The 20812-nt window shown below is 33.9% G+C and carries 19 protein-coding genes; 9 read left to right on the forward strand and 10 right to left on the reverse strand.

Annotation, left to right across the window (positions count from 1 at the left end; genetic code table 11):
• Positions 1-739: 739 nt before the first annotated feature.
• Positions 740-1009 (forward strand): TMEM165/GDT1 family protein, encoded by a 270-nt coding sequence (locus CIB29_RS12135; RefSeq protein ID WP_094550013.1) that lies wholly within the window; start codon positions 740-742, stop codon positions 1007-1009.
• A gap of 241 nt (positions 1010-1250) precedes the next feature.
• Here CIB29_RS12135 and noc read toward each other — a convergent pair whose 3' ends face one another.
• From noc to rpmH, 9 genes are all read right to left on the reverse strand, one after another.
• Entirely contained in the window at positions 1251-2063 is an 813-nt protein-coding gene (gene noc, locus CIB29_RS12140; RefSeq protein WP_423241306.1) for a nucleoid occlusion protein, read from the reverse strand.
• A 150-nt stretch (positions 2064-2213) separates the two neighbouring features.
• Complete coding sequence (gene rsmG, locus CIB29_RS12145) at positions 2214-2930, reverse strand: 16S rRNA (guanine(527)-N(7))-methyltransferase RsmG (protein ID WP_094550017.1); 717 nt, start codon at positions 2928-2930, stop codon at positions 2214-2216.
• A 22-nt stretch (positions 2931-2952) separates the two neighbouring features.
• Positions 2953-4848 (reverse strand): tRNA uridine-5-carboxymethylaminomethyl(34) synthesis enzyme MnmG, encoded by a 1896-nt coding sequence (gene mnmG / locus CIB29_RS12150; protein WP_094550019.1) that lies wholly within the window; start codon positions 4846-4848, stop codon positions 2953-2955.
• A 9-nt stretch (positions 4849-4857) separates the two neighbouring features.
• Positions 4858-6243 carry a tRNA uridine-5-carboxymethylaminomethyl(34) synthesis GTPase MnmE gene (mnmE, locus tag CIB29_RS12155; RefSeq protein WP_094550021.1) on the reverse strand — a complete coding sequence of 462 codons (1386 nt, stop codon included), beginning with the start codon at positions 6241-6243 and terminating at the stop codon, positions 4858-4860.
• A 271-nt stretch (positions 6244-6514) separates the two neighbouring features.
• Entirely contained in the window at positions 6515-7156 is a 642-nt protein-coding gene (jag, locus tag CIB29_RS12160; protein ID WP_094550023.1) for an RNA-binding cell elongation regulator Jag/EloR, read from the reverse strand.
• 3 nt (positions 7157-7159) lie between these two features.
• Complete coding sequence (locus CIB29_RS12165) at positions 7160-7942, reverse strand: YidC/Oxa1 family membrane protein insertase (protein ID WP_094550025.1); 783 nt, start codon at positions 7940-7942, stop codon at positions 7160-7162.
• A 22-nt stretch (positions 7943-7964) separates the two neighbouring features.
• Positions 7965-8174 (reverse strand): membrane protein insertion efficiency factor YidD, encoded by a 210-nt coding sequence (yidD, locus tag CIB29_RS12170; protein WP_207653088.1) that lies wholly within the window; start codon positions 8172-8174, stop codon positions 7965-7967.
• 108 nt (positions 8175-8282) lie between these two features.
• Positions 8283-8618, reverse strand: a complete 336-nt coding sequence (gene rnpA / locus CIB29_RS12175) for a ribonuclease P protein component (RefSeq protein ID WP_094550027.1) — start codon at positions 8616-8618, stop codon at positions 8283-8285.
• Positions 8619-8729: 111 nt separating this feature from the next.
• Positions 8730-8864: a 50S ribosomal protein L34 gene (gene rpmH, locus CIB29_RS12180; RefSeq protein ID WP_094550029.1), complete on the reverse strand. Its 135-nt coding sequence runs from the start codon at positions 8862-8864 to the stop codon at positions 8730-8732.
• 597 nt (positions 8865-9461) lie between these two features.
• On the opposite strand from rpmH, the gene dnaA reads away from it, so the two are divergent.
• From dnaA to gyrA, 7 genes are all read left to right on the forward strand, one after another.
• On the forward strand, positions 9462-10802 hold the full coding sequence (gene dnaA / locus CIB29_RS12185) for a chromosomal replication initiator protein DnaA (RefSeq protein WP_094550031.1): 1341 nt from the start codon (positions 9462-9464) through the stop codon (positions 10800-10802).
• A 234-nt stretch (positions 10803-11036) separates the two neighbouring features.
• Positions 11037-12143, forward strand: coding sequence for a DNA polymerase III subunit beta (gene dnaN, locus CIB29_RS12190; protein ID WP_094550033.1), 1107 nt, complete (start codon positions 11037-11039; stop codon positions 12141-12143).
• A 203-nt stretch (positions 12144-12346) separates the two neighbouring features.
• On the forward strand, positions 12347-12562 hold the full coding sequence (locus CIB29_RS12195; RefSeq protein WP_094550035.1) for an RNA-binding S4 domain-containing protein: 216 nt from the start codon (positions 12347-12349) through the stop codon (positions 12560-12562).
• Between the two features lie 12 nt (positions 12563-12574).
• Positions 12575-13687 (forward strand): DNA replication/repair protein RecF, encoded by a 1113-nt coding sequence (gene recF / locus CIB29_RS12200; RefSeq protein ID WP_094550037.1) that lies wholly within the window; start codon positions 12575-12577, stop codon positions 13685-13687.
• A 1-nt stretch (position 13688) separates the two neighbouring features.
• A complete protein-coding gene (remB, locus tag CIB29_RS12205) occupies positions 13689-13958 on the forward strand; it encodes an extracellular matrix regulator RemB (RefSeq protein ID WP_094550039.1) in 270 nt (89 codons plus the stop codon).
• Positions 13959-13982: 24 nt separating this feature from the next.
• Positions 13983-15893, forward strand: coding sequence for a DNA topoisomerase (ATP-hydrolyzing) subunit B (gene gyrB, locus CIB29_RS12210; protein ID WP_094550041.1), 1911 nt, complete (start codon positions 13983-13985; stop codon positions 15891-15893).
• Between the two features lie 84 nt (positions 15894-15977).
• Positions 15978-18428, forward strand: coding sequence for a DNA gyrase subunit A (gene gyrA, locus CIB29_RS12215; RefSeq protein WP_094550044.1), 2451 nt, complete (start codon positions 15978-15980; stop codon positions 18426-18428).
• A 36-nt stretch (positions 18429-18464) separates the two neighbouring features.
• On the opposite strand, the gene CIB29_RS18580 is transcribed toward gyrA, so the two are convergent.
• Positions 18465-18632, reverse strand: coding sequence for a hypothetical protein (locus CIB29_RS18580; RefSeq protein WP_157910293.1), 168 nt, complete (start codon positions 18630-18632; stop codon positions 18465-18467).
• A gap of 416 nt (positions 18633-19048) precedes the next feature.
• Between CIB29_RS18580 and CIB29_RS12220 the strand changes: the two genes are divergently transcribed.
• Positions 19049-20338: an IS110 family RNA-guided transposase gene (locus tag CIB29_RS12220; RefSeq protein ID WP_094547847.1), complete on the forward strand. Its 1290-nt coding sequence runs from the start codon at positions 19049-19051 to the stop codon at positions 20336-20338.
• The last annotated feature ends 474 nt before the right edge of the window (positions 20339-20812 follow it).

Raw genomic sequence — 20812 nt, forward strand, 5'->3', positions numbered from 1 at the left:
TCCAAAGAATAAGCATACTTATATATTGGATATATTGGATATATTGGAACACTAGTGTAATAATTCTTAATGAAAAAATAAATATTCCCTAAATATTTTTGAGCAATATTATAGAAAATCTTAATATAATTGGAAAAATCCTTTACTGGTAATTTTATTTTTCATTAATAATATAATTATTGTCAACTAGAAGTAATATTTTTTATAAAAATTGAAATAGAATAAATGCCTACCTGTCGAATATAATATAATAGCATAATGTGAGGTGAATAGGAATGAAACTTAGTAACCTGATTCGTTCTAAGATAATATGCCTAAGTATAATCTGGTGTTTTTTTTCATGGGCAATCTTTTTAAATTATTATAGTGAATCGGATTCTTTTAGCATAATTACAGCAGCACCTACATATTCATTAAATATTACTTATAAATTATACAATCCAAGTATTAAAACTTTTTCAAATATTCATAACGATAGTACCGATCTCGAAGCATTTGCTTTTTCATTAAGTATGATACTTTGTATAACGTGCGGATTAATAATTGCCAAGATTATATACCAGGTTATCAGATTATTCTTAAACAATAACAAATTAGCTAAAAAGATTTAAACAAGTAAGAATTATTATATCGTGCAGTCAAATAAATGAAATGAAGTTACTAATACAAAGTTCTGCTGTACTTAAACTATTTTATTAATATCATATTTCTAAAGCAACTAAATCAGGGGGAACAAAACATGTGGAAAATAATATTTACTACATTTTGGGTAGTATTTTTAGCTGAGTTAGGAGATAAGACACAATTGTCAACAATGCTGTTAGCATCAAAATCAAAATCCAGTCTGCCTGTCTTTATGGGAGCAGCTTCTGCATTAGTACTATCATCTCTTATAGGTGTAATATGCGGAGATATACTTCATAAATATATACCAGCCCAATATATTCAGATAGGTGCAGGTATTTCATTTATCTTGATTGGTATATTGCTGTTAATAGGAAAATGCTAATTGAAGATAAAGATTAATATATAGCTCACAGTTAACAGCTCTCAGTTCACAGTAGCAAACGATTGAATAGCCTTTACTGTGAACCGTGAACTGTGAACTTATTAACTTTATCTGCCATGTAAAATCATTATCAGTAAGTATATAGATATAGATTTATAAAAAAATAAAAAACTGATACAATAAAAATATCAGTTTTTCATTTTAATCTTTATAACTTATCTCTATCTGAATCTATACCTAATCACTTTGGTATCCTAATCACATATTCAATGTATTCGCCTTTATCTTCATGCGATGCTTTTGCGTCAATTCCCGATTGCTTCATCATATCTATGGCTTGTTTTATAGTATTTACAAATATACGTATATCTCTAAAAGCCCTAATTTGCTTTCCACGTTTAGTTTTATCTTTTTCTTCAGTTATACGGTCAATTGTCTTTTGTATTAATTCTTCAGTCTTTTTTACATTCAAGCCCTTTTCACAAACAGTCTTTAAAACCTTTAGCTGCAACTGTTCATCAGGAAGCTTTAACAAAGCGCGAGCATGTCTTTCAGTCAAATTGTTATCATTTATTATTTTTTTAACTAAAGGCGGCAGCTTTAAAAGTCTTAGTTTATTAGCAATAGTTGACTGGTTTTTGCCAATCTTTATTGCTAACTCTTCCTGTGTAAGGCCATGCTCCGATATCAAGTGGAAATAACCTTCTGCTTCTTCCATAAAATTAAGGTCTTCCCTCTGCAAATTTTCAATAAGGGCCAATACGGCAGAATCATTATCATTAATATCTACAATAATAGCTGGAATTTCTTTAAAATTAGCCATTTGAGATGCTCTCAACCGCCTCTCACCCGCTACCAACTCATAATTTCCAGAACCTATTTTCCGAACATTAATTGGCTGTAATACACCATACTGTTTAATCGATCCACACAATTCTTCCAAAGCTGCTTTATCAAAATGTTTACGAGGCTGGTATGGATTAGGTTTTATTTTATCAATGGGAATATTAATAATTTTCCCTTTCTCATCATTACTACTTCTAAACATAGACATAACCTCCATCATATACAATAAGCCTCCTTTACCACATATAGGACCAGTTGTTTCGATTATTATTTCTCTTTTTTGTATTATACCATAATATTCACAAACGTGGTAAAAAATCGTTCGTCACATTATTACATTATAATCTATAAAATATAATCATCTAATTGGTTCTTTTGCAGGTTTTCCTGCCTTTCTAGGATATTTTGTCGGACATTGTCTTATTTTTTTTACAATAACTAAACTATGATTAATCTCTGTAAATGGTAGTCTTACTAATTTAACGTCCGATAATTCTCCACCTAATATGTCAATGGCTTTATTTGCCTGTTCTAACTCTTCCTTTACATCCGGACCTTTCATACTGATAAAATATCCTCCTATCTTAACAAGAGGAAGACAATATTCGGCTAATACAGACAAATTTGCCACAGCACGAGATATAGAGATATCAAATTTCTCCCTATACTTATTATTACCTATATCTTCTGCTCTCCCATGTAAAGTTTCTACTGCTGGTAAATATAATTTGTTTATTACTTCATTCAAAAAATTTATTCGTTTATTTAGAGAGTCAAGTAATGTAACACTAATATCCTGACGCACAATTTTTATAGGAAGGCCTGGAAAACCAGCGCCAGTGCCAACATCAATTACTGTACAATGATTAGTAAATTTGTCAGTAAGTAAACATGAGATGGAATCTAAAAAATGTTTTATAATAACTTCTCCTTCATCTTCAATAGCAGTTAAGTTAATTTTCTCATTCCACTCTAAAAGCAGCTTCTTATATACCATAAATTTATCAATTTGCTCAGAGGATAAATCTATATTGAATTGTCTGGCACCTTCTTTTAAAATTTCACTGTAGTCCATTATGTCACAACCTTTTTCCTAATTACTCTTGATTTTTGACTGTAGCTTCTCTTCTCATTTGTTCAAGGTAAATCATCAATACAGAAATATCTGCTGGTGACACCCCGGAAATCCTTGATGCTTGTCCTACTGATTCCGGTCTTATCTTTGATAGCTTTTGTCTGGCCTCCAAACGCAAACCTTGAATGCTATTATAATCTATATCTTTTGGCAGCTTTTTATTTTCTAATTTTTTAAATTGTTCTATCTGCATCAACTGGCGCTTTATATATCCTTCATACTTAATATGTATAGAAACCTGTTCAGTGACGGCAAAAGGTAGTTCAGGGCGAGTTTTATCGATTTCACCAAGAGCTTCATAAGAAATTTCCGGTCTTCTAAGTAATTCAACTAATCTAACACCTGTCTTAATTCTTGTACTGTTATTTTTTTCTAAAAACGCATTAACCTCATCAGTAGGAGGAATAATAGTGTTTTCCAATCTTTTAATTTCTTCTTCGATCTGCGCTTTCTTCTTTAAAAATTTTTGATACCTCTCTTCAGAGATTAAACCTATCTTATATCCTATTGGTGTTAATCTTAAATCTGCATTATCCTGCCTCAGCAGCAACCTATATTCTGAACGGGATGTAAGCATCCTATAGGGCTCAGACGTCCCCTTTGTTACAAGGTCATCTATTAAAGTTCCTATATATGCTTCAGACCGGTCCAAAATCAAAGGCTCTCTGCCTTTTATCTTTAATGCTGCATTTATACCGGCAATTAAACCTTGAGCTGCAGCCTCTTCATATCCTGAGCTTCCATTAAATTGTCCGGCACCATATAAACCGGATATTTCCTTAAATTCAAGGGTCAAGTTCAATTGTGTAGGATTGATACAATCATATTCTATTGCATAAGCTGTTCTCATCATTTTAACATTTTCAAGACCAGGAATGGTACGCAACATCTGAAGCTGGACATCCTCCGGAAGACTGCTTGACATTCCCTGGACATACATCTCTTCAGTATTTAACCCCATAGGCTCAATGAATATCTGATGCCTATCTTTATCTGCAAAACGTACAACTTTATCTTCAATAGAAGGACAATAGCGGGGACCTACACCCTCGATCATTCCGCCAAAAAGTGGGGACCGATGAAGGTTATCGCGAATTACCTTATGCGTATTCTCATTTGTATATGTAAGCCAGCATGAAACTTTATTTTCCCCAATCTCCTCTGTTTCAAAAGAAAAAGGTGTGATCACGTCATCGCCTTTTTGTTCTTCCATTTTTGAAAAATCAACACTTCTAGAGTTGATTCTTGCCGGAGTTCCTGTTTTAAATCTCATCAATTCAATACCATGTTCCCGCAATGCATCAGATAATTTATTCGCCGGAAACAATCCATCCGGACCGCCACTGTAGCTTACATCTCCAATAATAATTTTCCCTCGCAAAAAAGTTCCCGTCGCCAAAACTACAGCTTTTACATTAAAGATAGCACCGGTATGCGTTTTAACAGCTTTTACAACCTTGTTTTCAATTAATAAGTCAACAACTTCTGCCTGCTTTATATCCAGGTTTTCCTGCTTTTCAAGCGTATGCTTCATTTCAATCTGGTATGCACGGCGGTCAGATTGAGCACGCAAGGAATATACTGCAGGACCTTTTCCCCTATTTAGAATCCTTGACTGAATAAAAGTCTTATCCGCATTTTTACCCATTTCACCGCCAAGGGCATCAATCTCCCTGACAAGATGGCCTTTTGCTGTACCTCCTATACTGGGATTACACGGCATATTTGCAATACTATCAAGATTAATTGCAAACATGATGGTAGAACATCCTAGACGGGCAGATGCTAAAGCAGCCTCACAGCCTGCATGTCCCCCACCTATAACAGCAACATCATATTCTCCAGCAAAATATTCCATTTTAACACCTCATTTCCCAAGGCAAAATTCTCTAAAAATTTGGTCCACTATCTCTTCAGATACAGTTAATCCTACAATTTCACCCAAGCTTTCAATAGCATTTTTTATATCTATAGAAACCATATCTACTGGCATTCCGATTTCAATAGCATTTATAGCCTCATTCAAGCTCTGCCTTGCTTTTATTAAAGAATCCTTATGCCTTACATTTGTCACAATAACATCCTCTTTTATGCTAATCTTTCCACCAAAGAACATATCTTTAATCGTGTTCTCCAAGTCCTCCAATCCAGTTCCTGTTTTAACTGAAATATTAATAATAGGATGCTCTTTAAAAAAGTCTTGAATATAGTTATATTCTATCTTTGTTTCTAAATCTACTTTATTAATTAAAACGATAACTTTCTTATCCAGTACAAGTTTTATAATATTCTTATCATTTTCATTCAACTCTTCACTACCATCCAAAATAAGAATAATTAAATCCGCTTTATTAATGAATTCTTTTGATTTTTCAACACCAATTCTCTCTACGATATCATCAGTCTCTCTTATACCTGCAGTATCTACAACTTTTAACGGAACACCTTTAATATTGATATATTCTTCAATCACATCTCTTGTTGTTCCCGGAATTTCAGTAACGATAGCTCTATTCTCTCTAACCAGAGCATTAAGTAACGAAGATTTTCCTGCGTTAGGTTTTCCAACAATAACAGTACTTAGTCCTTCTCTGATAATTTTACCCATATCGGCAGTTTCAATAAGATGATTAATTTCTTGAAGCACTAGATTTAAAGACTCGATAAGCTTATCTTCACTCAATTCATCAATATCATCTTCCGGAAAATCTACGGCAGCTTGAAGGTGTGCAGCAATATTAATTAATTTCTTCCTTATATCAAAAATTTTACCGGATAAACTTCCATCTAATTGGTCCATAGCAGACTCAAGTCCAATATTTGTCTTTGAATTTATAATATCAATGATAGCTTCAGCCTGAACAAGATCTATCCTGCCATTTAAAAAGGCCCGCTTTGTAAACTCACCAGGATCGGCAAGCCTGGCTCCTGCATTTAAAACTTGTTCAAGTACATTACGAGTAGAAACAATTCCACCATGGCAGTTAATTTCCACAATATCCTCTTTGGTAAAAGTATGTGGTTCTCTCATTACCGAAACTAAAACTTCATCAATATTTTGTGATGTTCCCACTTTTACAATATGACCATAATGAATAGTATGAGATTTTACATTACTTAATTTTTTTCCCTTAGGACTTTTAAATATTTTATCTACAATAGTAACAGCATCCTTACCGCTAACTCTAATAATACCAATTCCACCAATACCGGGAGCCGTTGAAATTGCTGCAATCGTATCGTTCATGTACATCTATTTCCAACTCCATTTAATAAATTAAGAAGAACATTCGAAAATTATAAAATCCGAACCCAAAACTCTGAGCTACTTTCATACTAACTGCCACGCCGGGCGCACCCGGCACAAATAATGATGAAAATATGCTAAACCGGACTTTTTCTGTGGTTTCGGTTTTACTCCCCACTCCCCACTATTTTTATATTAACAAAAAAGCTGTGCTGTAGACCCTATATTATTTATATATTATAAGCCTTCAGCTACAGCTTTACGCACATCAGTGCTCTTATACTTCAAGTTTTTTACGATTATTTAAAGCTATGACTACTTTTCTATTCGGCTCTTCACCAATACTATAAGTAGTAATCATTTTATTATTCTGCAAAGTTGAATGAATTATTCTTCTTTCATATGGATTCATTGGCTCTAGTGTTATACTTCTTCTATATTTTAGCACTCTTTCTGCCAACCGCTTGGCAAGCTTAGATAGTGTTTCCTCTCTTTTTTTTCTGTAATTCTCGGTATCCATAGAAACTCTAATATATTCATTATCGCCTCTATTTACTACCAAGCTGGTGAGATATTGCAAGGAATCAAGAGTTTCACCCCTTCTTCCAATAAGGATACCCATATCATCTCCTTCTAGAAGAATATTTAAAGAATTCCCTTTCTCTTCAAAATTAATCTTAACTTTTAATTTCATCTTATCAAACACACTATTTAAAAATTCCCTTGCTCTATCTTCCGCAGTTTCTTTAGGAGTAACTCTAACCCTCGCAACTTTTGTGCCAATTAACCCAAATAAACCTTTATTACCTTCGTCTATAACCTCGATGTCCACTTTATCCCTTCCCAGATTTAACTCAGCAAGTGCAGCATTAATTGCTTCATCAACTGTTTTCCCTGTTTTTTCTACTGCATTTTTCATTGATTATGATTTCCCCTCCTTCATAGCCGGAGCAAAAATTTTATTTAAAAATATTTGTTGCACCATTTGAAGTAAATTGCTAACCACCCAGTATAAACCTACCCCTGCAGGCAATGAAAAACAAATAAATCCCGTCATTATTGGAAATACCGTCATCATACTGTTTTGCATTTGTACAGCCTGCTGGTTTTGAGAAGAAGATGTAGTCACTGAAGTTAACTTACTTGATAAATATGTGGTTAACGCAGCAGTAATAGGAATAAGCCATAAAACACTGGGCACATTAAACTGAGGAATTTGAGCTAAATTCAATCCTAAGAATTCAAGATTAATATTTTTCATCTGTTCGGCTATTTTTATTTCATCCCTGGCATTAAGACCTAATTTAGCCGCCATTTCACTAATTTCTTGCTGTGACATTTTTAAAATATACGTAAGAGGTTGATAAATTACCCTATATAATCCAAATATAATAGGTAATTGTATAAGCAGCGGTAAACAACCACCAGCAGGGTTAACTTTATGTTCTTGATATACCTTTAATGTTTCTTGCTGTAGTTTTTCTTTATCATTTTTATATTTTTTCTGTATATCAGCAAGGATCGGCTGAATTTTTTGCATTTCTACCATTGACTTTTGTTGTTTAATAGCAAGGGGCAATAATACTACCTTAATGAAGATAGTAAATAAGATGATAGATAAACCATAACTCTTAGTAAAAGAGTAAATATAACTTAGAATTGATCCAAGGGGGCCTGTAACAAGCAAACCAAAAATATCTCCCATAAAATCTTTTCATCCTCCTTTTTCACTCAACCGGGTCATAACCTCCTGGATTAAAAGGATGACACCTTAAAATCCTTTTTATAGTTAAATATCCACCTTTAAATATACCATATTTATCTATTGCCTCCAGAGCATATTGAGAACATGTAGGGTAAAACCGGCAACTTGGTCTCTTTAAAGGTGAAATGTATTTTCGATAAATTATAACGCAATAAATGATAACTTTTTTCATAATTAACTCCACTATCAGATCAGATACAACACAGTTTTTATTTTTTACTTACTGATAGTTAAAATTTCTAAATCCGTTTTCTATTAACCACTAATGATTAACTACTGATCACTTTAACAAGCCTGCACGTTTCAATAGATTATGCATTGCACCACTTATTTCATGATAAGTAGCTTCTTTCGCACGCACTCTTGCAACAAAGACAATATCATAGCCTTCTTTTATATACATTTCCTTCAACCTGTAGCTTTCCTTTATCAATCTTTTAACTCGATTTCTCACTACGGCTTTTCCGAGTTTTTTATTGACGGTAATGCCTAATCTAATTTCTGACGAACTATTCGGAAGGAAATAAACTACCAAAAGATTATTTGCATAAGAATTTCCTTTATCATAAATTCTCTTAAATTGTCTATTTTCGGTCAATGAAACTGTCTTTTGCATGCGATCTACCCTTTTAACCCAAACAAGATAAAACTCCATAACTTAGTATTCTACAATTATATAAGTTTGGGTTACGAAAATTAATACAAAAAGACCACTTGAAAGTGGCCTTTATGCTGACAATCTTTTTCTACCTTTTTGTCTTCTTCTAGCCAATACTTTTCGTCCATTTCTTGTACGCATTCTTTTTCTGAAACCATGTTCTTTTTTTCTTTGTCTTTTCTTAGGTTGATACGTTCTTAGCACAGTTAACACCCCCTTCTCAAAATACGGATAAATATGGGCTAATGATCATGTATCAAAATTGATAAAAACCACTATTCACGTAAATCAATATCATTATATTAAGTACTTTTAAACAATACAACATTTAAAGATATCTAAAGACATCGTTTCAATTATATCTTAATTAATTAACAAATGTCAAGAAAGTAAAAACAAAAACCTTAAATTAACCTGTGGATAGTTCTATGTTACTATTTTATATTTTATCATTGAATATTCACAGAAATTTTGATATATTAATATTTGCCTGTTGATAACTTTTAAAAATTACATAAAATTTAATTATTTACTCACATATTGTGGATAAATCTGTGAATAAATGTTAATAATCTTCTAAAACTATGTATTTTATTCACTTTAATATGTCAATAATTTTATTAAAAGTTCTGTGAATAATTTCAACTTTGCCATTTTTTATTATTGACATATAGATTTATTTTATACTTATTGACATCATTAACAAGCAGTTATTAAATTATCCACAATTGTTGATAATTATGTTGATAACTCATTATTATATGTAGATATTTTTTTATTATTCACTTAGGAGGAACACTTATGAATAACTATTTAACAGATTTGTGGAATAAAACACTAAACATTATTAAATCTGAAATAACTGAAGTAGGTTTTAATACATGGATTAAAACCATTGTTCCTATTTCAATTTCAGAAAATAAGATTGTGTTAGGTGTTCCTAATGATTTTAATAAAAATATCATATTAGGAAGGTATTTTCCGCTTATCCAAAATGCTCTAGCTGCAGCAACATCAAGGGAATTTAATATATCAGTAATTATCATAGGAGAAAAAGACCAGGAAAAGATCAATGACAATACAGCTAATGAAAAAGCAGTTCAAGATGAACCAAATAATACCACTCTTAATCCGAAATATACCTTTGATACATTTGTAGTTGGTAACAGCAACCGCTTTGCACATGCTGCTTCACTAGCTGTTGCTGAATCGCCGGCTAAGGCATATAATCCTCTATTTTTATATGGCGGAGTTGGATTAGGAAAAACCCATTTAATGCATGCAATTGGTCATTATATATTAAGCCAATCCCCATCGACGAAAGTAGTATACGTTTCATCAGAAAAATTTACAAATGAGTTAATTAACTCTATTAAAGATGATAGAAACGAAGAATTCAGAAACAGATACAGAAACATTGATGTACTGTTAGTAGACGATATTCAATTTATAGCAGGAAAAGAAAGAACGCAAGAGGAATTCTTTCATACCTTCAATGCACTACATGAAGCAAACAAGCAAATTATCCTTACCAGCGACAGACCTCCTAAAGAAATACACACTTTAGAAGAAAGACTGCGCTCCAGATTTGAGTGGGGTTTAATAGGCGATATTCAACCCCCTGACCTGGAAACAAGAATAGCTATATTAAAAAAGAAAGCTCAACTGGAAAAGCTGATTGTTCCGGATGAAATATTAATATATGTAGCAAATAAGATTAAATCCAACATTAGAGAATTAGAAGGCGCTCTAAATCGCATTATAGCCTTCGGTGCTCTTGTAGAACAGGAAATAACACAAGAACTTGCCGACGAAGCTTTAAAAGATTTTCTATCAGCAAATAACGTTAAAACAATCACACCTGCTATAATTCAGGAGGCTGTAGGCAAATACTTTAATATCAAAATGGAGGATTTCAAATCATCAAAAAGAACCAAGAATGTTGCATACCCACGGCAAATTGCAATGTATTTATGTAGGGAATTAACAGATTTATCACTTCCTAAAATCGGAGAAGTATTTGGCGGAAGAGACCATACCACAGTATTGCATGCAATTGGTAAAATAGAAGAAGATATGAAGAATGACTCAGAAGTTAAGAAAATAATAGAAGAATTAAATAAAAATATTAAAGGCAAATAATCCACATACTGTTGTTAATTTTCTGTTTTAAAGCTGTGTAAAACTTTTTGCAAATTGTTTGCCTGTTCTTTTTGTTAGTCAAAAAACGTGTTTTTTCAACAAAATATAAACATATTCGTCAAAGTAAAATAGGACATAAAAAGATTTATCCACAAAAACAACATAACTTATTACTAATCCTACTAAAAACTGTTTATATATTTATATAAAAAAACGAAAAGGAGTTATCCACAAATGAAAATACTTTGCGACAAAAATATTTTATTGGACGGAATAAATATTGTGCAAAAAGCTGTTTCGCCAAAGTCAGCTTTACCAATTTTAGAAGGGATTTTGTTAGAAGCTTCAGAAAATTTAAAATTAACCGGAAATGATCTGGAGCTTGGTATTGAATGCAATGTCGAAGCAACGGTCGAACGGACTGGATCAGTTGTACTTAATTCAAAAATATTTGGAGATATAGTAAGAAAATTGCCTAATGATATCGTTCATATAGAAGTACAAGAGAATAATAGCACATATATAAAATGTGGAAATTCTGAATTTACTATTATGGGGATATCTTCAGCAGAATTTCCAGAACTACCTAAAGTTCAAAAAGAAAATGCCTTGGTTGTTACCCAAGAGTGCTTGAGAAGTATGATTCGACAAACAATATTTGCAGTAGGTACTAATGAAAATAAACTCATTCTTACAGGTTCTTGTTTAGAAGTTAACAATAATGAGTTAAATATGGTTTCTGTAGACGGATATAGACTTGCATTAAGAAAAGAAACTATAGACACAAAAGATAGTAAATTATCTATTGTTATTCCTGGAAAGACGTTAAATGAATTATCAAAAATAATACGAGAAGGTGAAGAAGATATAAATATATATATTACTACAAAACATGTACTCTTTGAATTTGATAATTGTCGTATCATATCCAGGTTATTAGAAGGCGAATTTTTAAATTATAAACAGATTATACCTAAAGAATACCAATTAAGGGTTAAAGCATCGGTAAAACCCCTTATAGATAGCATTGAACGCGCAGCTCTTATCATAACTTCAGATAATCAGAAATACCCTGTAAAATTAAATATAAAAATGGATAAGATCATTATAAGCTGTATGACACAAACTGGGACAGTTCAGGATTCGGTTCCTGTAGAAACTTTTGGTGATGATCTAGAGATAGGCTTTAACCACAAATATCTTTTGGATGCTTTAAAAGCATGTGAGTGTGATGAAATCTATATGGAATTTAACACCAGCTTAAGCCCATGTATTATAAAACCTATTGAAGGAGAGCAATTTATTTATTTAGTATTGCCTGTAAGATTGAGAAGTGAATAATTAGAGATTAAGATAAAGATTAACGCTCATGATCCGCCGATACAGGTCACAGATACAAATGAAAATAGTATTAAACTGTTATGCATAAAATATGACGACAAGCCTGAGAATTAAAATCTCAGGCTTATTAAAAGTTATTTATTAAACTTATAAATAATGATATAATATTAACAAATATATATTGAGATTAGGTGAATATTAATATGGACAAAATTAAGATTGATACTGAATATATTAAGCTGGACCAATTACTTAAATGGGCTGGTATAGCGGAATCGGGGGCAGATGCAAAGCAGCTTATAATAAATGGACTAGTAAAAGTAAACGGACAAGTTGTAGAGCAAAGAGGTAAAAAAATATTTCCAAACGATCATATTACAGTTAAACTGGAAAATAATATTGAATTTATCGTAGAATAGAGGATCTTTTAAATGCATGTCAGTAATATAAAATTAAGCAATTATAGAAATTATAACTATGCTGATATAGATTTCGGAAAAGGCATTAACGTTATCTACGGTAATAATGCACAAGGTAAAACCAACATTCTTGAATCAATATATTTGTTTGCTACCGGTAAATCGCATCGTACAAATAGGGACAAAGAATTGATAAGATTTGGATATGATTATGCTAATATTAAGATGAGTTTTTTAAGTAAAGATGAATGTAAAACTGGGGAAATGGTTTTATCCCAAAATCAAAAAAAAAGAATAAAAATAAATGAAATACCCATTAATAGAATAGGCGAATTAATGGGATTTTTCAATGCCGTTATGTTTTCACCAGAGGATCTAAATTTGATAAAGGAAGGACCTTCACTGCGCAGGAGATTTTTAGATGTATGCATTAGTCAGATGCGTCCTGCTTATTTTTATAACTTACAGCAGTATATGAAAGTTTTAGAACAAAGGAATAATCTTTTAAAAACAATTAGTAAAAAAAGTTCGCTTCAAGACACCTTATCTGTCTGGGATGAAAAATTGATGGAGTACGGTGCCAAAATCATACTATATAGAGCATTATTTATAAAAAAAATACAAGAAATTGCAAAGTCCATCCATTTTAATATTACACAGGGTGCAGAACAACTGGATGTTCAATATTTACCTAATGTTGAAATTGGAGAAACAAATCAATTGGCAGAAATTAAAAAGCTTTTTGAAAAAATTTTGAACGCTAATAAGAGAAAAGAAGTTGATACTGGAATTACTTTAACTGGCCCTCATAGAGATGATGTCGATTTTATAGTAAATAATATATCTGTAAAAAATTTTGGTTCCCAAGGACAACAGCGGACGGCAGTTCTTTCTTTAAAAATGGCGGAGATGGAATTTATGAAAGAAGATTTAGGGGAATATCCTGTACTTTTACTAGATGATATAATGTCTGAGTTAGACCATCAAAGGCAGGAGTATATTTTAAGAAGTATGGAAAATAAACAGGTAATGATTACTTGTACAGATATTGATAGATTTATTATGGATAGGGATATCTCATTTTTTAAGATTGAAAAAGGTACTGTTTTGAAAGGAGGACATTAGAATGTTTTTGCATCTGGGTGGGGATGTAGTAGTTAGTTTAAAAAATGTTATTGCTATAATGGACCTTGAAACTACTACTATTTCAAAAATAACTAAAGAATTTTTGACTATTGCTGAAGAAGAAGGGTTTATAGAAAATATTTCAGAAGATCTGCCAAAATCCTTTATTATTACCGAAGTAGATAAGAAGAGTAAAATATACCTTTCACCAATTTCATCTATAACTCTTTATAAGAGAGCCGGATATATTGATGATATAGCAAACGTTTAAGAGAATGGAGAAAAGGAGGTACGTATGGTTAAAGATAAAGTAAATATAAATTATGATGAAACTCAAATACAAGTACTTGAAGGGTTAGAGGCTGTTAGAAAAAGACCGGGAATGTATATCGGTAGTACAGGTACCAGAGGTTTACACCATTTAGTATATGAAATTGTTGATAATAGTATAGATGAAGCCTTGGCAGGATATTGTGAAAATATCTTTGTTACAATCAACGAAGATAACTCCATTACAGTAGAGGACGATGGAAGAGGAATTCCTGTAGGAATACATCCTAAAATGGGTATTCCTGCTGTAGAAGTAGTGTTTACTGTACTACATGCCGGTGGAAAATTTGGAGGAGAAGGATACAAGGTATCCGGAGGTTTGCATGGCGTAGGAGCATCAGTGGTAAATGCCCTTTCAGAATGGTTGGAAGTAGAAGTGTATGACGGAGAAAATATTCATTTCCAGAGATATGAGAGAGGTAAAACACTCGCTCCACTAAAAATTATTGGAACAACAAGCAAAAGAGGTACAAAAATATCCTTTAAACCTGACTATCAGATATTTGAAGATCTAATTTATGATTTTGACGTACTGCTCACACGATTAAGAGAACTGGCATTTCTTAACGGGGGTATAAGGATTGTATTATCGGATAAAAGAGGCGAAGGCAAAGAAAAAGAATTAAAATATGAAGGTGGAATTAAGTCCTTCGTTGAATATATAAATAGAAATAAAGAGGCTCTTCATAAAGAGGTAATTTATTTTGAAGGGGAGAAAGATGGCTCTCAGGTAGAAATTGCAATGCAATATAACGATACCTATGTTGAAAATATATTCAGTTTTGCAAACAATATTAATACTACTGAGGGGGGAACGCATGAAACTGGATTTAAGACTTCCTTAACAAAGGTTTTTAACGATTATGCCAGAAAGTATAACATATTAAAAGATAATGATAAGAACCTCAGCGGAGAAGATGTAAGAGAAGGGCTTACTGCAGTAATAAGTGTAAAATTAAGAGAACCCCAATTTGAAGGACAGACAAAAACAAAACTTGGGAATAGTGAAATAAGAGGTCTGGTAGAAGGGGTGATGAATGAAAAATTAGCAGCTTTTTTAGAAGAAAATCCCCCGATTTCAAAAGCTATTCTTGAAAAATCAATTACAGCTGCCAGAGCCCGGGAGGCTGCAAGAAAAGCCAGAGAATTAACAAGAAGAAAAAGTGCTTTGGAAAGTACGTCATTGCCCGGGAAATTAGCCGATTGTTCCGAAAGAAATCCAGAATTAACAGAGATCTATATTGTAGAAGGTGATTCTGCAGGTGGTTCAGCAAAGCAGGGAAGAGATAGAAGATTTCAGGCAATTTTACCTTTATGGGGTAAAATGCTGAATGTGGAAAAAGCAAGAATAGATAAAGTATATGGAAATGATAAATTAATGCCGGTTATTACTGCTTTAGGTGCCGGTATTGGTGATGATTTTGATATTTCAAAATTAAGGTATGGTAAAGTAATTATTATGGCAGACGCTGACGTAGATGGATCTCACATAAGAACGCTGCTATTAACTTTCTTCTTTAGATTCATGAGACCCCTTATTGAAAATGGCCATGTATATATTGCTCAACCACCACTCTTCAAAATTTCTAAAGGAAAGAATATAACATATGCATATAATGATAGAGAGTTGGAAAGAGCTCTGTTAGAAATGGGGAAAGATGCCAATGTACAGAGATACAAAGGTTTAGGTGAAATGAATCCTACACAATTATGGGAAACTACGATGAATCCTGAAACACGAACTATTCTCAGAGTAGAGTTAGAAGATGCCGTAGCGGCAGATGAAATTTTTACAATATTGATGGGAGATAAGGTAGAACCCAGAAGAGAATTTATTGAAGCTCATGCGAAGATGGTAAGCAATTTAGATATCTAAGTTAGTGGGTAGTGGGTTGTGAGTTGAAAAATATAACGCTACCCACTACCCACTATTTCATATCAAAGGGAGGATAACAAACAAATGATTGACAACTCCGCACAAAAGATTATTCCGGTGGATATCGAGTCGGAAATGAAAAAATCATATATAGACTATGCAATGAGTGTTATTGTTGGGCGAGCGCTTCCAGATGTAAGGGATGGGTTAAAGCCGGTTCATAGAAGAATACTTTATGCTATGAATGAGTTAGGATTTACTCCGGATAAGCCCCACAGAAAATCTGCAACCACTGTTGGAGAAGTTCTAGGTAAATATCATCCTCATGGAGATGCGGCTGTATATGATAGTATGGTAAGAATGGCTCAAGATTTTTCTTTGAGATATCCTTTAATTGACGGCCACGGAAACTTTGGTTCTATTGATGGGGATCCGGCGGCAGCAATGAGATATACTGAAGCAAGAATGTCTAAACTGGCAGTAGAAATGCTCAGCGATATTGAAAAGGAAACGGTAGATTTTGTTCCTAACTATGATGAAAGATTAAAAGAGCCTTCAGTATTGCCCTCAAGGTTTCCAAATCTACTTGTCAATGGCTCATCAGGAATAGCAGTTGGTATGGCAACCAACATACCACCCCATAACCTTACTGAAGTAATTAACGGTATTGTAGCTATCATTGACGACCCTGATATAACGATTGAAGAACTCATGCAGCATATTAAAGGCCCTGATTTTCCAACGGCCGGAATTATAATGGGACGCCAAGGAATTAAAGAAGCCTATATGACGGGAAAAGGTAGAATTGTTACCAGGGCTAAAGCAACTATTGAACAGATGAACAATAACAAGCAGAGGATTATTGTTACTGAAATTCCTTATCAGGTTAACAAGGCAAGATTAATTGAAAAGATTGCCGAGCTTGTAAGAGATAAGAAGGTTGAAGGTATTTCTGATTTAAGGGATGAATCAGATAGAGAAGGCATGAGAATAGTAATAGAGCTTAAGAGAGATGCTAATGGAAATATTATATTAAATCAACTCTATAAATATACCCAAATGCAGGAAACTTTTAGTGTTATCATGCTTGCCTTGGTAGATAATGAACCGAAAATCCTTAACTTGAGACAAGTATTGGACCATTACATTGATTTTCAAAAGCAGGTTATAGTTAGAAGAACAAAATATGATCTTGATAAAGCTGAAGCAAGGGCTCATATATTAGAAGGATTGCGAATAGCTTTAGATCATATAGATGCAATTATTAGCATAATCCGAAATTCTCAAACTACTGCTATTGCAAAAGAAAGGTTAATGGGAGAGTTTAATTTAAGTGATGCCCAGTCCCAGGCTATATTAGATATGAGGCTTTCAAGATTAACAGGGTTGGAAAGAGAGAAAATAGAGGAAGAATACAGGGAGCTTTTGGAAACTATTAAATATTTGAGAGACGTTTTAGCAAATGAATCTATGGTACTTGGAATTATTAAAGAAGAATTACTTATAATAAAAGAAAAATTTGGAGATGAAAGGAGAACCGCTATTAGCATTGTTGATGATGAAATTGATATAGAAGATTTGATAGAAGAAGAAGAAAATGTAATCACCCTCACCCATTTTGGATATATTAAGCGTTTACCTGCCAACACGTATAAAAGCCAAAAAAGAGGGGGCAAAGGAATCGTAGGGTTGAGTACCAGGGAAGAGGACTTTGTAGAAACATTGTTCATAGCTTCTACTCATCATCACATACTGTTCTTTACCGACAAAGGGAAAATGTATAGATTGAAGGCTTATGAAATTCCCGAAGCAGGAAGGCAGGCAAAAGGTACTGCAATAGTAAATCTTTTAGAAATTGAACCAGGAGAAAAGGTTACAGCTGTAATACCTGTGAAAGAATTTAGAGAAGGGCAGTATTTACTGATGGTAACCAAACATGGTGTTGTTAAGAAAACAGACTTAATGGAATATGATACGGCTAGAAAAAGCGGATTAGCTGCTATTACTCTCAGGGATGAGGATGAATTAATAAGAGTTAAACTAACTGACGGAAATCAACAGGTTATTCTGGGAACCCGATACGGTCAGGCAATAAGGTTTAGTGAAGAGGATGTCAGGCCGATGGGAAGAACTGCGCAGGGGGTAAAAGCTATAGAACTAAATGAGGGCGATTATGTTGTAGGAATGTCTCTCATAAGGGAAAATGCAGACCTCCTTGTGGTAACAGAGAATGGCTTTGGCAAAAAGACCAGTCTTGATGAATATCGTATTCAATCTAGAGGCGGAAAAGGAATCCTCACATATAAAATAACTGAAAAAACAGGAAATATAGCCGGCATCAAAGTTGTTACGGATAAAGATGATGTCATGCTAATAACCTCTGATGGTACTATTATTAGATTGCAAGTTAAAGAAATAAGCAGAATGGGTAGGTCTACACAAGGCGTTACACTAATGAGGATGGAAGAAAACGTTAAAGTTGTTGGTGTTGCAAGAATTGAAGAAGAAGCTGAGGAAAATGATGAAGTAGAATAGTAGAATAATAAAATAACGGATTGTAAAAGCAATCCGTTATTGATTTTCATCCTCTTGTATTTCTTCCGTCTCTTCATTGCCGTAAGCTTCAAAGCTTTTTACCAAAACGTCAGCCGGAGAAATACTTACTAAATTACCATCACCCAGAACATTGGCTTCTACTATCCTTTGAGCCAATGTTTTTTTTTCATCTCTTGGTTTCATTGGCATAAACTCCTTGTACAATTAATATTGTATTAAATCAGTGACCGAAGCCACTGTTCGACCCATTAAAAATCATTGTTAACATAACACTTCAAACTTCATACTTTTCTAAACATCAAGCACATCATACGGCTTCACATCTTAGCCATTATGCCAGCACCTGTTGGCCTGAACCTTGAAAATCATGTATAATATCTTCCGGACTTGGAAGGTGTGTGTATCACCTCCTGGGACGGACCTTAGCGGGCCGATTACCCGTGTGAAAGAGTATTTATCCATTCCGGTAAGTCTACATGATTTGGCTGGTTGAGGCCAGCTAATAAGCTGGTTCCTCGTGTCACATGCAAGGTTGTTTGCTTACATGGGAAGGAATGGAGGCTTTTAAGTCCATCAATCTTGTAAAGGAGGCATTTTTAATGAATTTCAGACCCATTGCAGGCATTGATGTGGGCAAGTTCTTCAGTGAGATGGCGATTCTTTCTCCATCCAATGAAGTAATTGCCCGCATGAAGATTCGCCATGATTCCAGTACCGACGTTGAAAGAGCCGTTGAATTGCTGAAAAAAACGGAAAAGGACTTTGATTCAAGGCCTTTCGTCGTCATGGAATCCACCGGGCACTATCACAAAATCCTTTTCCATTCACTTTGTAAAGCTGGATTTGAGGTTTCAGTAACAAACCCCATCCAGACTGATTCTATCAAAAATATTGGAATTAGAAAAGTGAAAAATGATAAAGTGGATGCCCGGAAAATTGCATTGCTCTACAGATTTCAGGAGCTTAAAACTACTAATATCCTCGATGAGGATATTGAATGCTTAAGGAGCCTTTGCCGCCAGTACTACAAGCTCTCTGACGAGCTTACTGCCTACAAAAACAGGTTTACGGGTATTGTTGACCAACTCATGCTAAACTTTAAGGATGTATTCCCCAACATCTTTTCAAAGGCTGCTCTTGCAGTCCTGGAGGAGTATCCTACGCCTGCCCATATTCTTAAGGCTGACAGGAACAAGCTGATTTCAATGATTCAGGAAAAGTCCCACAAAAGCCTTAAATGGGCAACTGAAAAGTATGAGCTTTTGGTCTCCAAGGCCAGAGATTTTGAACCTTTGAGCATTCACAATTCCTCAAATATTGCCATGCTCGGTGTGTACATCTCCATGATCAGAACCCTGGAGGAAAACCTGGAGAAAGTCCTTAAAGCCATCCATAAGCTGATTGATGAGGACCTGGCAAAGGACATGCCTGTACTTGCATTGACGCTTGAACTCTTGCAGAGCATTCCCGGCATAGGCCTTCTGTCTGCTGCCACCATTCTTGCGGAGATTGGCGACTTTTCGGCCTTTAAAAAGCCGGGCAAGCTGGTTGCTTATTTCGGCATTGACCCCTCTGTCATGCAGTCCGGAGAGTTTACCGGTACACGTAACAAGATGTCTAAGAGGGGTTCAAGGCTGCTTCGCAGGGTGCTTTTTACAATTGCTCTTGCCAATATCCGTACCAAGAGGGATAAGACAGCTTGCAACCCTGTGTTACTGGAGTTTTATCAACAGAAGTGCCGGAGCAAACCTAAAAAAGTAGCTTTGGGAGCTGTTATGCGTAAGCTTGTTAATTATATTTTTGCTGTTCTGAGGGATAGAAAGCCTTATCAGCTACGTAGCCCCCAAGAGCATGCGAAGAATCTTGCAGCAAAGCATACAGCAGCTTAATAGTACTTGTACTTGATGTTCAGTTTTCAAAGAGCAACTTATTATTTCAGACCAGCTATTTTATGTCTACTTCACTTAGGTGGTCTTGTTGTCATGCCTTTGATTAACGTCAGGAGTCTAAAAAAATTTCTCAAAATTTTTCTTAAAAACTCTTGACTTTAATTAGCTGGTCTTTCATAGCAATTTCTTATACATCGGCAAAATCAAGATATAACTTTTTCTAAACATTTTGTTATAGTTTTTCAGGTGAAGAATTAAAATATACATTAATGTCATTGAAAAATATTTAGTGGATATTTGGTTTTTCAATAATAAAAACCGAAAGCAGAAGCTATTAATAAATGAATAAAAATTATAGAAATGGTTTAAAATACCAATAAAAAAGGTGTTGACAGATTAAAAAGATTATGTTAGTATAGCATTTGTCGCTTCGGTAAGAAGTGATAAAAAATATCAGAAAAAAGTTGTTGACAA

The organism is Petroclostridium xylanilyticum (assembly GCF_002252565.1).
GTDB lineage: Bacteria > Bacillota > Clostridia > SK-Y3 > SK-Y3 > Petroclostridium > Petroclostridium xylanilyticum.